Below are 14,143 nucleotides of genomic sequence, written 5' to 3'. Positions count from 1 at the left end.
TCTCACGGACGCTCCGACCACATGCTCAGGTAGCGCTCCCCGGTGTCGGGGAGGATGACGACGATCCGCTTGTCGACGCTGTCGCGCCGGCGGGCCACCCGCAGCGCCACGTGGGTGGCCGCCCCGGAGGACACCCCGGCGAGGACGCCGACGCGGCGGGCCAGCCAGCTGCTCGTCTGCGCCGCCTCGTCGTCGGTGACGGTGACGACCTCGTCGATCAGGCTCAGGTCGGTGGTGGGGGCGACGAACCCGCCGTTGAAACCGGGGATGGCGTGGGTGCCGGCCGTACCCCCGGACAGCAGCGGCGAACCCGCCGGCTCCACCGCGACCGCCCGCAGCGCGGGGTTGCGCTCCTTGAGGTAGCCGGCGGTGCCGCTGAGCGTGCCGCCGGTGCCGACCCCGCAGACCAGGATGTCGACCCGGCCGCCGGTGTCGGCCCAGATCTCCGGGCCGGTGGTCTCCCGGTGGGCCCGGGGGTTGTCGTCGTTGTCGTGTTGCCGGACGAACCACGCGCCCGGGGTCATCGCGCAGATCTCCTCGGCCTTGTCGACCGCGCCCTGGTAGCGCGCCTCACGCGGGGTCAGCACCACGTCGGCGCCGAACCGGCGCAGCAGGCCGATCCGCTCCGGGGTGGCGTTGTCCGGCAGCACGATGATGCAGCGGTACCCGCGCGCCGCGCACAGGGCGGCCAACGCGATGCCGGTGTTGCCCGACGTCGCCTCCACCACGACGCCGCCGGGACGCAGCCGCCCGTCGGCCTCCGCCGCGCGGAGCATGTAGAGCGCCGCGCGGTCCTTCACGCTGGCGGCCGGGTTCGCGCACTCCAGCTTCGCCAGCACCTCCGCACCGGGTGCCCGGTGCTCGACGGGCAGGCGCAACAGCGGTGTGTTGCCGACGAGGTCGTCGATGCCGTCGGCGATGCTGGGTAACGGTCTCGGTGCGAGGGTACGGGTCGGCTGCGCCATGGCGGTCTCCACCTCCTCAAGGGGCCGGGGTGTCAGTAGTTGGGCACCTTGCGCAGCAGGTGCTGCCGTTCGACGATCTCCGGCTGGTAGACCTGCGCCTGCCAGCGCTGCTCCTCCACCGGTTCCAGGGCGATGGACACCACGTTCGGGCTGCACCCGAAGGCGGTGGTGACGGCCTCGGTCAGCTCGTCGACGAGCTGCTGCTCGGTGTCCCGGTGCAGGTCGACCGGGAAAAACTTGATGTTGATGTGCGGCATCGGGTCCTCCTGGGGAATACGACTGGTCAACGGGATGCGGGGTGCGGTGGGGTCGCGGCGGCCACTGCGGCGGCGAGGCGGGCGACCACCCGACCGGCGGGCTCCGGCCGGGCCGACCGGTAGCCGGTGCCGGCCCAGAGCGCCATGTGCTCGGCGTCGCCACGGGCCGCCGCCGCCGCGCGCAACGGTTTGGTCAGGTGGTGCACCTGCGGGTAGGCGGCGGGGGCCAGCGCGTCGAAGGAGTCGACGAACCGGTTGCGCAGCCCCCGCGCCGGTCGGCCCGAGAAGGCCCGGGTGACGACGGTGCCGGGGCGGCCGGGCTCGGTCAGCGCGGCCCGGTGCGCCGGATGGGTGCCGGCCTGCGGGGTCAGCAGCAGCGCGGTGCCGACCTGCACCGCCGACGCGCCGGCCGCGACCACCGCGTCGACCTGCGCCGGGCCGGTGATCCCCCCGGCGGCGATCAGCGGCACCGCGACGGCCCGCCGGACCGCGCCGACCAGTTCGGCCGTGCCCGGCTGCGGGTCGGGGCGACGTTCGGAGGTGAAGCTCGCCCGGTGCCCGCCGGCGTCGGCGCTCTGCACGCAGAGCGCGTCGGCCCCGGCCGCGACGGCCACCAGCGCCTCCGCGACATCGGTGACCGTGACGACGACCTGCGACCCGGCGGCGTGCAGCCGGTCGACGACCGCGCGGGACGGGCAGCCGAAGGTGAAGCTGACCACCGGCACCCGCGCGGCCAGCACCACCTCGATCTTGTCGGCGAAGTGGTCGGTGTCCCGCTCGGGCGGCTCGGGCAGGGTCACCCCCCGGTGGGTCGCCTCGGGCAGCAACGCCTCGCGGAACCGCGCGACGGCGGCCCGGTCCACCGGTCGGGACTCCGGCACGAAGACGTTGACCCCGAACGGTGCGGTGGTGCTGCGACGGACCCGGTCGATGTCGGCCGCCAGGTCCGCCGGACGGAGGTAGCCGGCGGCCAGGAAGCCGAGCCCCCCGGCGTCGCCGACGGCCGCGACGAGGGCGGGCGTGCTGACTCCCCCCGCCATCGGCGCGCCGACCACCGGTCGCGCCAGGGGGCCCGGCCCGCTCACGGCCGCCGGCCCTCGGTCGCGGGGGTCGACCGCGCGCCGACCGTCCGGTGGCGGTGCAGGACCCGGTCCACCAGCAGGTCGGCGGCGCCGACGTAGCCGGCCGGGTCGAGCAGGGTGGCGATCTCGGCCGGGTCGAGGACGGCGGTGACCCGGGGGTCGGCCGCCACCAGGTCGCACAGCGGCTGGCCGGTCTGCACCGCCCGACCGGTCAGGGTGGTCAGCAGTTCCTTCGCCACCGCCTTGCCGAGCAGCGGGGCGAGTCGCACGGCCAACCGTTCCGAGGCCATGAACTCCCCGGCGAGGTCGAGGTTGGCGCGCATCCGGTCGGGGAACACCGTCAACCCGGCGGTCAGCTCGGCCGCCGCGTCGGCGGCCCCGCCGGCCAGCCGTAACGCCTCCCGGAACGGCTGCCACTCGGCGTGCCAGGCCCCGCCGGGGCGTTCGTCCTCGGCGACGAGGCAGTGCGCGACGGTCGCGGCGAGCATCGGCACCTGGGTGGCCGCCGCCCGGATCCGGGTGGCCAGCACCGGGTTGCGTTTGTGCGGCATCGCCGAGGACACCCCGCGTCCCGGGCCGGTCGGCTCGGCCAGCTCCCCGATCTCGGTACGCGCCATGACCTGCACGTCCGCCGCCATCGCCCCGAGCACGCCGGTGGTGAGGCCCAGGACGCCAGCGACGGCGTGCAGCGGCGTACGTACGGTGTGCCAGGGCGCGTGCGGTTCGGCCAGGGACAGTTCCCCGGCGAAGGCGTGGATCAGCTTCTCGGCGTAACCGTCGTCGGTGTCCCCGGCCAGCCGGGCGAACTCCAGGTACGCGCCGAGGGTGCCGGCGGCCCCGCCGAGCTGCACCGGCAGCCCCTCGGTGAGCAGGGCGTTGACCGCCTGCCGGGCGTCCAGGACGCCGGAGAGCCAGGTCGCCGCCTTCAGGCCGAACGTGGTCGGCACGGCGTGCTGGGTCAGGGTCCGGCCGGCCAGCGGCGTGCCCCGGTGCCGGTCGGCGAGGGCTGCCAGCGCGTCGGCGGTCGCGGCCAGGTCCGCGTCGATCACCCGCAACGCCCGCTCCGCCACCAGGATCAGCGCGGTGTCCAGGATGTCCTGACTGGTGGAGCCACGGTGCACGTACTCCGCGGCGGCCGGGTCCAGCGCCGTGACCAGTTCGGTGAGCGCGGCGACCACCGCCACCACCGGGTTCGCCGTCTCGGTCGCCCGGCGGGCCACCGCGTCGAGGTCGACCCGGCGGGCGTCGGCGACGGCGGTGATGGTGTCCGCGTGTTCCCGGGGCACCACCCCCAGCCGGGCCTGGGCCCGCACCAGGGCGGCCTCCGCGTCGAGCATCGCCTGCAGGACCGCCCGGTCCCGGACGGCGTTCTCGATGCCCCGGCCGGCGCTGCTGGGGCTGAGCAGCCCGTGGTCGAAGCCTTCGGTCATGTCGTCACCGCTCCCGTCGTGGTTGCCGCCTGCGCGGTGAGGGCGAGCACCGACAGGCTGATCGCGTCCGCGTCGCCGAGCATCACCGAGTTGACTCCCGGCCGCGCGCCCGCCGCGGTGGCCCAGTGTGCGCCTTCGGTGGGCACCCCGAACACGAACCGACGGGTGTGTCGCTCGCCGGCCGCCGACACCGGGTGGAACGGCCGGCCGGTCACCGCCAGTCCGCCGGTGACGTGCGGCCCGGCCTCCCGGTCGGGCACCACGTGCGGCGCGCAGGACCGGTGCGCGAGCATCCAGCCGAGCAACGGATCGGCGGTACGCCGCAGGTCCACCTCCGGCAGCCGTGCCTCGATCATGGCGGTCACCACGTCCCGGCTCCCCGGCGTGCGGGGCGACTCGACGAGGAACCCGGCCTGCTCGGGGCACGGCGTCACCCGCATCTCGGCCCCGACGATCCGCAGCACACCGGCGCGGATGAGCGCGGCCAGTTGCTCGACCCGGTGGGCCGGGGGACCGATGCTGAGGAAGGCGTTCATCGGGGTGTACCAGCGGTCCAGGTGCTCACGGTGCGAGGCACCCCGCAGACCGCCGTGGTCGACGGCGAGGCGGACCTCGTTGCGCAGGTCGCGCAGGACGTCCATGGCCGCCTTGAGCGGACCGCTGACGTTGCCCTCGTCCGCCGTGCGGGCGTCCTCGTCGAGGTAGCGCAGCATCCACTCCTGCAACGCCGCCGACCCGGTGAAGGTTTCGCCCCGGGCCGGGTCCAGCACCGTGTCCCAGTCCCACCGCTCGGTGATCCCGAAGCGCTGACGGATCTCGTCCTCCCGCGCGTCGCCCCGGGGCACCTGGAGGTACTCGGCCTCGAACCGGCGGGCCTTGCCACGGCAACCGGCCCGACGCAGCACCGCCACGTAGAAGGCGGTCTCCACCTCCTTGGCGATCAGCGGCCACAGGTCGGTCATGAAGTCCATCGCGGTCCCGTCACCGGCCGCGCGCAGCCGCTCGACCAGCGCGACGGTGAGCACCCGCGGCTCGTGCCGCCCGTGTGCACCCTTCTCGTTGCGCCCCCGCGCCCGGTACGGGATGCCCCGGCGGGAGCCGGCCAGCAGTTGCGGCTCCAACCCGGACGGCAGGTAGGTCAGCCGGCCGTCGTCGGCGCGGACGTAGCGGCCGGCGCGTCCCTCGGTGAGCAGCGCCAGGTAGTCGAAGAAGCAGAGCCCGAGCCCGCGCAGCAGGGTGGGTTCGCCGGGCCGCACCATCGACAGGTCCACGTCGGCCGGGTTGGCCGGCAGGATGTACGTCAGCCCCCGCTCGACGGCGAACTCGGCGAGCGTCTGCTCCTGCGCGGTCGGGGTGACCGGGTAGTGGCCCTGCGCCAGCACCACCGCGTCCAGGCCGGGGAGCCGGTCGCCGGTCTGCAACTGCACGCACTGCCGGCCGTCGGACTCGTCCCACAGCGCGACGGCGACCGTGGCGTGGGCGCGGACGGTGACGTTGGCCGGTGCGGTGTCGACCACCCGCCGGTAGACCCAGGCCAGGTAGTGGCCGAACAGCCGGCGGGTGGAGTAGGTGTCGGGTCCCACCACGCGCAGTTCCTCGGCGACGTCGGCCGGGAACCGGCCGAGGTCGCCCATCAGCACCTGGAACCGGGCCCACTCGTAGAGGCTGGGGCCCTCGCGGAGCCGGCCGGCCAGCTCCACCGTCGGGTCGGGGAACACGGTCACCTGGGAGGCCACGGTGTTCATCAGCAGCCGGTCGGACTGGTCGGCCCGCCACACCCGGCCCGCCCCGGGCGGGTACGGGTCGACGACGTCGACGCGTACCGGCCGGTCGGGGTCGGCGGCGGCGTTGCTGACCAGGCGCTCCAGCACGCAGAGCCCACGGGGCCCCATGCCGACGATGCACACCGACAGCGGATCACTGGTAGACATCGACGTCCTCCCGGTAGCCGCCGCTGAGCAGCGCGCGCAACGGGGCGGCGGCCTTCAGCAGCATCTCGTCGAACTCCCCCTCCGGATCGGAGTCGAGGATGATGGCCCCGCCCGCGCCGACCCGCATGCCGTCGCCGGACAGCACCGCGGTGCGGATGACGATGTTGAGGTCGGCGGTGCCGTTGCAGCTCAGGAAGCCCAGCGAACCGGAGTAGATGCCCCGGGCGGTGGTCTCCAGCCCGTCGATGATCTCCAGCGTCCGCAGCTTCGGCGCCCCGGTCATCGAGCCGCCGGGGAAGCACGCCTCGACGCAGTCGACGGCGGTGGCCTCGGCCCGCAGCCGACCCCGGATGGTCGAGACGAGCTGGTGCACGCTCGCGTACGACTCGGTCTGCATCAGCTTGGGGACGGTGACGCTGCCGACCTCGCACACCCGGCCGAGGTCGTTGCGGAGCAGGTCGACGATCATCAGGTTCTCGGCGCGGGTCTTGTCGCTGGTGGTCAGCTCGTCGCGCAGCGCCGCGTCGACCGTCGGGTCGGGGTGCCGGGGCGCGGTCCCCTTGATCGGCTTGGTCTCGACCACCCGGTCGGCGGTCAGCCGCAGGAAGCGCTCCGGGGAGGAGCAGGCCACCTCGATGTCGCCCAGCCGCAGGTAGGCCGAGTAGGGCGCCGGGTTGTACCGGCGCATGGCCCGGTAGAAGGCGAACCCGTCGCGGGGGCGCGGCAGGCGCAGCCCGTTGGTCAGGCAGATCTCGTAGCTCTCCCCGGCGACCAGTTCCCGCTTGCAGGCGGCGATGTCGGCCAGGTACTGCTCGCGGTCGCGTTCCAGCGACGTGACGAGCGAGCTGGTGTCGACAGGCGGCGGGGTGAGCGGGGTGACCGGTCCCGCCTCGGGGATGGCGGTGAGCTGCTCGACGACGGCCTCGACCCAGTCCCGCGCCGCGTCGTCGCTGCCCTCGCTGCCGTCGGACAGCGCCACCAGATAGGTCTGCCGGTCCCGGTGGTCGACCGCGACGAACCGGTCGGCGAAGATCCAGTACGCGTCCGGGGTGTCGGCGCGGTGCGGCCCGGCAGCGCCCAGGTCACCCTTCAGCTCGTAGCCGAAGTAGCCCACGTAGCCACAGGTCAGGTCGGTGGGCAGGGCAGACGAGTCGAGGTGGATGCCGGCCAGCCGCTGCTGGAGGTAGGACAGGATGGTGCCGGGCACCCGGGTCGGGGCGCCGGCCGCCGTGGTGACCTCTACCGCGCCGGTGCCGACGTCGTAGCGGACCACCTCGGACAGCGGCCCGGAGGCGTCGCCGAGGTAGGAGAAACGCGACAGTCCCTCCTCGACCCGGGCGCTGTCCAGCCAGAAGGCGTGGGTCGAGTCCCGGAACAACCGGGTGAACGCCTGCTCGGCGTCGGTCTCCCAGCCGAGGGTGCGCACGTGCAGTTGGTGCGTCGGCGCGGCGATGGGCGGCGGGGCGGCCACCTGGATGCTCTCCCGGGCCTGGTGGGCCCGGGTCAGGTCGCGGAAGTTGCCGAGCAGGGTCTGCCCGTACTCGGTGCAGATCGACTCGGGGTGGAACTGGAGTCCCCACATCGGCCGGTCGACGTGCCGCAGCCCCATGATCACCCCGTCCTCGGCCCAGGCGGTGGCGACCAGTTCCGGGGGCAGGTCCGACACGCACAGCGAGTGGTAGCGCACGGCGGTGAAGTGTTGCGGGATGCCGGCGAACAGGCCCTCGGAGTCGTGCGTGATCGACGCCAGGTGCCCGTGCCGGGGTACGGGCGCGGAGTGCACGGCCGCGCCGTGCCCCGAGGCGATGCCCTGGTGGCCCAGGCAGACGCCGAGCACCGGTACCGGGGACTCCGCGATGACCTGTGCGGAGAAGCCGAAGTCCTTCTCCCGGTCGGGTCGGCCCGGTCCGGGCGAGATGACCACGTTGTCGAACCGGCGCAGATCCAGGGTGGCCACGGCCGGGTCGTCGTGGCGGACGACGGTGGGCTCGACGCCGTTGACCACGGCGATGAGCTGGAACAGGTTGTAGGTGTAGGAGTCGTAGTTGTCGACCAGCAGGGTACGCACTGATGCCTCCTCCGCTCGGGTCACGAGGTGTGTGGGGACTGGTGTTCAGCGGTGCATCGCGGCGACGAGCGCGTCGACGACCGCGTCGGCCTGCTCGTGGTTCAGCCGCGGGTCGCACAGCGACCGGTACGCGCGACCGAGCTGGCTGTCGTCGACCACGCCCGCGCCGACGCACTCGGTGACGTCGTCCGCGGCGATCTCCAGGTGCAGGCCCGCCGGCTCCCGGCCGTGGCTGCGCAGCACCTCGACGAAGGTGGTCAACTCGTCCACGATGGCGTCCAGGTGGCGGGTCTTCACCCCACCGGCACCGCGGACGGTGTTGCCGTGCATGGCGTCGCACATCCAGGCGACCGGGTGCCCGGCGTCGGCCACCGCCCGGACCAGCGACGGCAGGTGGTCGGCGATCTTGCGGTGACCCATCCGGCTGATCAGGGTGAGCCGGCCGGGCCGGCGGTGCGGGTCGAGCAGGGCACAGATCCGCAGCACCTCGTCGACCGTGGCGCCGGGGCCGACCTTGACCGCGACCGGGTTGCCCAGTCCCGCCAGGAAGTGCAGGTGGGCGCCGTCGACCGCGCGGGTGCGCTCACCCACCCAGGGCAGGTGCGTCGAGCGCAGGAACCACTCGCCGCTGGCCTCGTCGAGGCGGGTCAGCGCCTGCTCGTACTCGAGGATCAGCACCTCGTGGCTGGTCCGTACGCCGCTGCCGGCCGCCGCCAGCTCCGCGACCACCTGCCGGGCGGTGTAGTAGCAGGACAGCAGCCGGTACGGGTCGGCCTGGCGGGCGGCGGCGGTGGCCTCCGGCTCGTTGACCATCAGCCCGCGGAACACCGGCAGCAGTTGGCCGTCGACCGCCTCGAAGGGCTCCGAGCGGGGCTTGGCGAACTGGCCGGCGAGCCGCCCCACGCCGATGGTCGGGCGGCGCAGCTCGCGGGCCAGGCGCTCGCCGAGGGCCGTGATGGCCAGGTGTTTGGCCCGTGCCGAGGTGGTGGCGGCCATGCCGAGCGGCTCGGCGCAGTCGCCGGCCTGGAGCACGAACGCCTCACCCGCGCTGGCGCGGGCGATGTCCTCACTCAGCCGCCTGATCTCCGCGACCTCGGTCAGCGCGGGCAGGCCGGACAGGTAGTCGGCGACAGCGTCGAGCTCGTCCCGGTCCGGCCAGGTCGGCTGCTGCGCGATGGGCAGCGTCCGCCAACCGGCGGGACTCCAGCTGTCGGTGGTGGGCGCCTCGGGGCGCCGTACGAGAAGCTGTGGTGATGGCATAAGTCTCTCCCCCTGTATTCTTCGGGGCGGCCCGGTCACCGAAGAAGGCGCCGCGATCCGGTACGGACCGTATAGGCGGGGGAGACGATTGGCACAGGGCCATGTACGCCATCTCGCTAGTACCACTGGGATTGGCACCTGACTATTTGGCTACATGGACCTTTGGCCCGGCCGGGACTACTTATACGCTCTTCCTCAATGCAGCCCGGTTGTTCGAATGCGAACGACCGGTGAACTGCTCCACAACCGCCGTCAGGCGGGTCACGCCGGAGAGGATCTTCTCGGGTGGGGTGGCCGCGTAACCGAGGACCAGGCCCCGACCGATCCCTTCGAGTTCGTCGCCGAACGACGACAGTGGATAGACCCGCAACCGCGCCTCCCGACCCAGCCGGGCCAGGCGTTGTTCGTCGGCGGTGTCGGGCAGGCTGGCGACCAGATGGGTGCCCCGTGGGGCGGTGTCGATCGTGACGAACCCGTCGAGCCGGCCCCGCAGCGCGCCGACGAGAATGTCGCCGCGTTCCCGGTAGACGTCGCGCATTCGACGGACGTGCCGGGCGAGGTGATTCGCCTCGATGAACTCCGCGAGCGCCGCCTGGGTGAGGATGTTGAGTGAGTTGACCGTCGCCCGCTGCACCTCGGTGACGATGTCGACCAGATCCGGCGGGACCACCAGATAGGCCAGGCACAACCCGGGGAACAGCACCTTGCTGAAGGTCCCGACATAGATGACGCGCCCGTCCTCGTCGCCCTGGTGCAGCGGCGGGCCGGGATTCTCCGCCCAGAACTCGCCGTCGTAGTCGTCCTCGATGATCCAGGCGTCGTTGTCCCGGGCCCAGGCGAGCACCTCGGCCCGGCGGGCGGCGGACATCCGCACCGACAGGGGGAACTGGTTGTTGGGCGTCACCACCGCCATCCGCGCGTCCGGGTAACGGGCCCTGCCCACGGCCACGCACATGCCCTCGGCGTCGACCGGGACGGGGCAGGTGTCCGCGCCGGCGGAGTGCAGGGCACCCCGGATGGCCTGCAGGCCGGGGTCCTCCACCAGGACCCTCTCCCCCGGTTCCAGCAGGGTCAGGGCCATCACGTGCACGGCGATCTGGGCGCTCGGCTGGATGATCACCTGTTCCGGGGTGCACCGGACGCCCCGCATCAGCCCCAGCATGGCCGCGATGCCCTTGCGCAGCGGCCAGTAGCCGGCCGGATCGCGGTGCGTGTAGAGGGCGCTGGTGAGCTGGTGCGACTTGCTGAACATGATCTGGCCCCAGACCTTCGACGGGAAGAGGTCCAGGGCGGGCATGCCGAGGGTGAACGGCCGGTCCGGGTAGCGCAGCTGGTCGTGCGCCGGGGTGAAGTAGGCCGATGCCTCGGCCATCCGGCGGGCGGCCCGGGTGATCCGCAGGGGGGTCTTGGTGGCCGGGCGGGGCAGTTGGGACTCCATCTCCCGCACGCTCTGCCGGGTGGCCACCCGGGTGCCGGAACCCACCCGGCCGTCGAGATAACCCTCGGCCAGCAGCCGGTCGTAGGCCACCAGCACGGTGTTGCGGGAAACCCCCAACTCCTTGGCCAGGGTACGGGTGGCCGGCAGTCGGGTGCCCGGGGTGAGTTGACCCGCCTCGATGCTCCACCGTAACTGTTCGTACAACTGTTGGTAGAGCGGCGCCGTCGAATCACGGTCGATGAGGAAACCGCTTCCCGGCAGCGCGGGAGACTCACGTGGCATGCATTTGTCCTTGCCCGATCGGGCGCGGCCGGGATTGCTTGTGGGCCCGGCCGCGCTGACGATCCATCTCCCGACCGAGGAGGCTCAAGAAACGGAAATGACCATGCCTACAACTTAGCTACCGACGGAAGCGCGACGGACCCGGCCGGTAGGACGATTCCTGACACAAGTTTGTCCAACTGGGCCGCGTTGTCCACGATGTACGGAAAGGTGGTGCTGGAGTCGGCCGCACCGTCCTGCGGCCGGCGCGGCAGGGTCACCGGCATCGCGGCGTCCAGAATGGACCGTCCCGCCGGACGGGAGGTGGTCAGGTCGACGACGCCCCCCGCGGCCAGCGTCCGGTAGGTGGCCAGCTGACCGGTGAGAGTGCCGAGCCCACCCGCCGCGACCACCGGGCGGCGTTCCGGCTGCCGGACGGCGGAGTCGAGAGCGAACCCGGTCAGCCCCACCACCAGCGGCGAGCGACCCGGGTCCAGATAGGCGATCTTGCAGACGTCGTCCTGGTCGGCGCAGATGTCCGGCCGGACGGTGGCCTTGGCCGGCTCGGTCAGGTCGACACCGATCACCCGGTACCGCGGACGTACCCCGGTCAGCCGCTCGTGACACTGCAGCACCGCCGCACCCGTCGCGTCGGTCAGCACCACGTCCGGGTCGCCCAGCAGGTCGGCCGACCAGGGGCTCGGGGTCTGGATGGGCGTCGAGATCACCACCGCGCCGACGATCAGCCCGGCGATCAGGGCCACCAGCCCCTCCGCGCTGCCCGTGGTCAGGATGGCCAGCCGGGTCTGCGCGCCGTCACCGGGCTCACCGATCCGGCCGGCCAGCGTCGCCGCCTGACGTAGCAGGTCGCCGTAGGTGATCGACGACTCGCTCTGGTTGGGCAGCTGGAACCGCACCGCCTGACCGGTGGCCCACCACCTGTCGGAGAGCAACTCCTCAAGCCAACGCATGATCCCTCGCTCCGGTCGTCACGACGCCCTTGGCCTTCAGCAGGAACAGCGACAGGTTGCCCTCGTGCGGGATTCCGGGCGTGCTGTCCCAGGGCAGGGTCAGCCCGCACGTGACCTTACGGACGCTCGGGTCGGCCACCACGGCGGCCCGCAGGTCGGCGTCGTCGGTCAGCAGGTTGAGCACCAGCGCGTCGCCGAGGGCGGCGGTGCCGTCCGTACGCCGCCAGGGCGCCACCACGACGAACGGGAACGGCAGCTCCACACCCACCGCCGGGTGCCGCAGGTCGTCCGTGGACAGCACCGTGGGCAGCGGCCGGTGCGACCCGTCCGGCAGCCGCACCAGCGGGTCCGCGCCGGCCGCCGTGTGCACCACCGCCCCGCCCCCGGTCAACCCGGCGAGCTGCCGGCGCAGGCCCTCGGCACGGGCGGCGTCGACCACGGGCAGGGTGGCGTCGGACGCCGACACCTCCGGGCTGGCCAGCGCGTCGAAGCGGGCGGCGAGCGCGGCGGCGACCTGCCGGGGGTCACCGGTGGTCAGCACCAGGGAGATGTTGTTGCACCGGGTGCCGCCGTCGTGCGCCGCGCTGACGGTGAGGTGGTCGAGGACCTCGTCGGTCACCGGCCGGTCGAGCAGGACCCGGCTGCGCCCCGGCCCCCGGGTGGTGACCGTCGCGCTGTCGGCCCACCGCCGTACGGCGTCGCTGCCGCCGTACACGATGCCCCGGTCGGCGGCCTCCAGGAGGTACTCCCCCACCGCGCGCCCGCACGGGAGGAAGGAGATCCGGTGTTCCGCCAGGCCGGCGGCGAGCAGGGCGAGGGTCAACCGGCGGGCGGTGAACGGCTCCCGGGTGCCGGGGCGCACCAGCACGCTGTAGCCCAGTGCCAGCGCGTGCAGCCACGAGTCGTTGGGGGCCGGGTGGTTGCTGGCCATCACGGCCGCGAAGAGCCGACCGGCCGGCACCCAGGCCGTGTCGTAGCCGTCGCCGAGCCGGGTGCCGGGCAACTCGGCCCGGGTGGTGGCGGGCAGGTGGGTGAGGCTGCGCACGATGTCGGCCACGGCGTTGCGGACGGTCACCCGGGGCAGGCCGGCGGCGAGCGCGACCCGCCGCTCGTACTCCTGCGGGGTCTCCCCGTCGAGGTCGGCGGTGGCGAACAGGTCGGCGGCCCGCAGCAGCAGGTCGTGGTCGACCGGCGTGCCGTCGGCCGACCGCCGGGCCCGGGTCACCGCGCCGACGGCCATCAGCCGGGGCGCCATGCCCACCTCGCCCAGCAGGTCGCCCCGGACGTCGGCGAGCGGGGCCCGGTCGAGGCTGGCCACCGGCCGGCCGCAGACGATCGGCTCCACCACGATGCCGGCCACTCAGTACACCCCCTCGATCACCCGGACGTCGCCCACCTCGGCCACGGTGCCGACCTCGGCCAGGCCGTCGACCGTGGCGTCGCCGACGGGCTCCACCCGCACGGCGGTGTCCCGCTCGATGACGTTGGGCAGGAACATCTCGTCGCTGACCAGACTCAGCCGGACCCGGCCACGCTGACCGTAGTCGACCACCGCACCGTCGTCGTCGACCACGTCGATCCAGACCGCCTCGGCGTACGGCTCGAACACGCACAGGTGCCGGTCGTCGGGGCGCCGGGGCCGCTGCGGGGCGACACCCATCAGGGTGTTGCCGTAGATGCCCACGATCGTGGTGTCCGGGAAGAACACCTCCTCCACCTGACGCAGGCTCTCCGGGCTGAACGAGGTGCCGGCCCAGATGACCGTCTCGACGGTCCGTTCGACGGCCGCGTGCAGCTCCGGGTCGGCGCAGATCGCCTCGATCAGCGGGGGCGTCGTGCTGAGCACCTTGACCGGTTGCGAGCGCAGCACCTCGGCCGCCTGGTCCAGCAGGTGCCGCACGTACCGCTTGACCGTGTCGGCCTCGCCCGCCGCCACCAACTTCTTGACCCAGCGCGGGTCGAAGTCGACGGTGTGGAACAGGCCGTTGCCCAGGGCGGCGTAGCGGGCGCAGTCGTAGGCGAAGACGTGCGGCCCGCTCGGGCCGAGGTGCAGCCAGTGCGCCGGGTCGGCGATGTGGTGCGCGCGCAGCCGCTGCATCGCCCAGGTGAGCAGCCGACGCCGGTAGTCCCGGTCGATGATGCGCTTGGGCGCGCCGCTGGTGCCGCCTGACTCGTACACCCGGAAGCCGGTGCCGGTCAGGCCGCGCGGGATCAGGTCGCCGACCGGGACGTGCCGCAGTTGGTCGGTGAGATCCGGGAAGCGCACCAGGTCGGCGGCGGTGTCGATGTCGCGCAGCGGATCGAAGTCGAGCAGCCCGCGCTGGCGCAGCCAGAACGGCGAGCCGGTCTGAGGGTCGAAGTGCCAGCGCAGCAGCCGTCGGAGCCGCTCGTCGAAGGTCTCGACGGGACTCGACGCCACCGCCGTCGTGGTCATCGTGTTCATGCTCGCTCCTCGCCGATCGTCTGGTGGTGGATGGGTC

At 73.2% G+C, this 14,143-nt stretch carries 11 protein-coding genes; all 11 read right to left on the bottom strand.

Annotated features, from left to right (window positions below; genetic code table 11):
* Nucleotides 1–2: 2 nt before the first annotated feature.
* Nucleotides 3–965 (bottom strand): cysteine synthase A, encoded by a 963-nt coding sequence (gene cysK, locus ACN260_RS10430; RefSeq protein ID WP_422755759.1) that lies wholly within the window; start codon nt 963–965, stop codon nt 3–5.
* Nucleotides 966–997: 32 nt separating this feature from the next.
* Complete coding sequence (locus ACN260_RS10425; protein WP_088647261.1) at nt 998–1,222, bottom strand: tautomerase family protein; 225 nt, start codon at nt 1,220–1,222, stop codon at nt 998–1,000.
* A gap of 26 nt (nt 1,223–1,248) precedes the next feature.
* Nucleotides 1,249–2,277 carry a nitronate monooxygenase gene (locus ACN260_RS10420; RefSeq protein ID WP_422756681.1) on the bottom strand — a complete coding sequence of 343 codons (1,029 nt, stop codon included), beginning with the start codon at nt 2,275–2,277 and terminating at the stop codon, nt 1,249–1,251.
* A gap of 26 nt (nt 2,278–2,303) precedes the next feature.
* The gene (gene pcaB, locus ACN260_RS10415) at nt 2,304–3,734 is read right to left on the bottom strand and encodes a 3-carboxy-cis,cis-muconate cycloisomerase (protein ID WP_422755758.1); all 1,431 of its coding nucleotides are present in this window, start codon (nt 3,732–3,734) and stop codon (nt 2,304–2,306) included.
* Nucleotides 3,731–5,665 carry an FAD/NAD(P)-binding protein gene (locus ACN260_RS10410; protein WP_422755757.1) on the bottom strand — a complete coding sequence of 645 codons (1,935 nt, stop codon included), beginning with the start codon at nt 5,663–5,665 and terminating at the stop codon, nt 3,731–3,733. Before ACN260_RS10410 ends, pcaB begins: the two co-directional genes overlap by 4 nt.
* A complete protein-coding gene (gene pabB / locus ACN260_RS10405) occupies nt 5,652–7,733 on the bottom strand; it encodes an aminodeoxychorismate synthase component I (protein ID WP_422755756.1) in 2,082 nt (693 codons plus the stop codon). Before pabB ends, ACN260_RS10410 begins: the two co-directional genes overlap by 14 nt.
* A gap of 45 nt (nt 7,734–7,778) precedes the next feature.
* Nucleotides 7,779–8,993 carry a 3-deoxy-7-phosphoheptulonate synthase gene (locus tag ACN260_RS10400; RefSeq protein ID WP_422755755.1) on the bottom strand — a complete coding sequence of 405 codons (1,215 nt, stop codon included), beginning with the start codon at nt 8,991–8,993 and terminating at the stop codon, nt 7,779–7,781.
* Between the two features lie 181 nt (nt 8,994–9,174).
* Complete coding sequence (locus ACN260_RS10395) at nt 9,175–10,713, bottom strand: PLP-dependent aminotransferase family protein (RefSeq protein WP_422755754.1); 1,539 nt, start codon at nt 10,711–10,713, stop codon at nt 9,175–9,177.
* Nucleotides 10,714–10,820: 107 nt separating this feature from the next.
* Nucleotides 10,821–11,663: a hypothetical protein gene (locus ACN260_RS10390; RefSeq protein ID WP_422755753.1), complete on the bottom strand. Its 843-nt coding sequence runs from the start codon at nt 11,661–11,663 to the stop codon at nt 10,821–10,823.
* Entirely contained in the window at nt 11,650–13,023 is a 1,374-nt protein-coding gene (locus ACN260_RS10385) for an aldehyde dehydrogenase family protein (RefSeq protein ID WP_422755752.1), read from the bottom strand. Before ACN260_RS10385 ends, ACN260_RS10390 begins: the two co-directional genes overlap by 14 nt.
* A complete protein-coding gene (locus tag ACN260_RS10380; RefSeq protein WP_422755751.1) occupies nt 13,024–14,106 on the bottom strand; it encodes a hypothetical protein in 1,083 nt (360 codons plus the stop codon). It lies immediately after the preceding gene.
* Nucleotides 14,107–14,143: the final 37 nt, after the last annotated feature.

The organism is Micromonospora sp. WMMD708, from assembly GCF_049315245.1.
Taxonomy (GTDB): domain Bacteria; phylum Actinomycetota; class Actinomycetes; order Mycobacteriales; family Micromonosporaceae; genus Micromonospora; species Micromonospora wenchangensis.
This window is presented reverse-complemented; position numbering and strand designations above follow the sequence as displayed.

Coding starts and splice junctions, on each gene's coding strand:
- cysK (WP_422755759.1), bottom strand. CDS start 965: ATGGCGCAGCCGACCCGTACCCTCGCACCGAGACCGTTACCCAGCATC.
- ACN260_RS10425 (WP_088647261.1), bottom strand. CDS start 1,222: ATGCCGCACATCAACATCAAGTTTTTCCCGGTCGACCTGCACCGGGAC.
- pcaB (WP_422755758.1), bottom strand. CDS start 3,734: ATGACCGAAGGCTTCGACCACGGGCTGCTCAGCCCCAGCAGCGCCGGC.
- ACN260_RS10410 (WP_422755757.1), bottom strand. CDS start 5,665: ATGTCTACCAGTGATCCGCTGTCGGTGTGCATCGTCGGCATGGGGCCC.
- ACN260_RS10400 (WP_422755755.1), bottom strand. CDS start 8,993: ATGCCATCACCACAGCTTCTCGTACGGCGCCCCGAGGCGCCCACCACC.
- ACN260_RS10395 (WP_422755754.1), bottom strand. CDS start 10,713: ATGCCACGTGAGTCTCCCGCGCTGCCGGGAAGCGGTTTCCTCATCGAC.
- ACN260_RS10390 (WP_422755753.1), bottom strand. CDS start 11,663: ATGCGTTGGCTTGAGGAGTTGCTCTCCGACAGGTGGTGGGCCACCGGT.
- ACN260_RS10380 (WP_422755751.1), bottom strand. CDS start 14,106: ATGAACACGATGACCACGACGGCGGTGGCGTCGAGTCCCGTCGAGACC.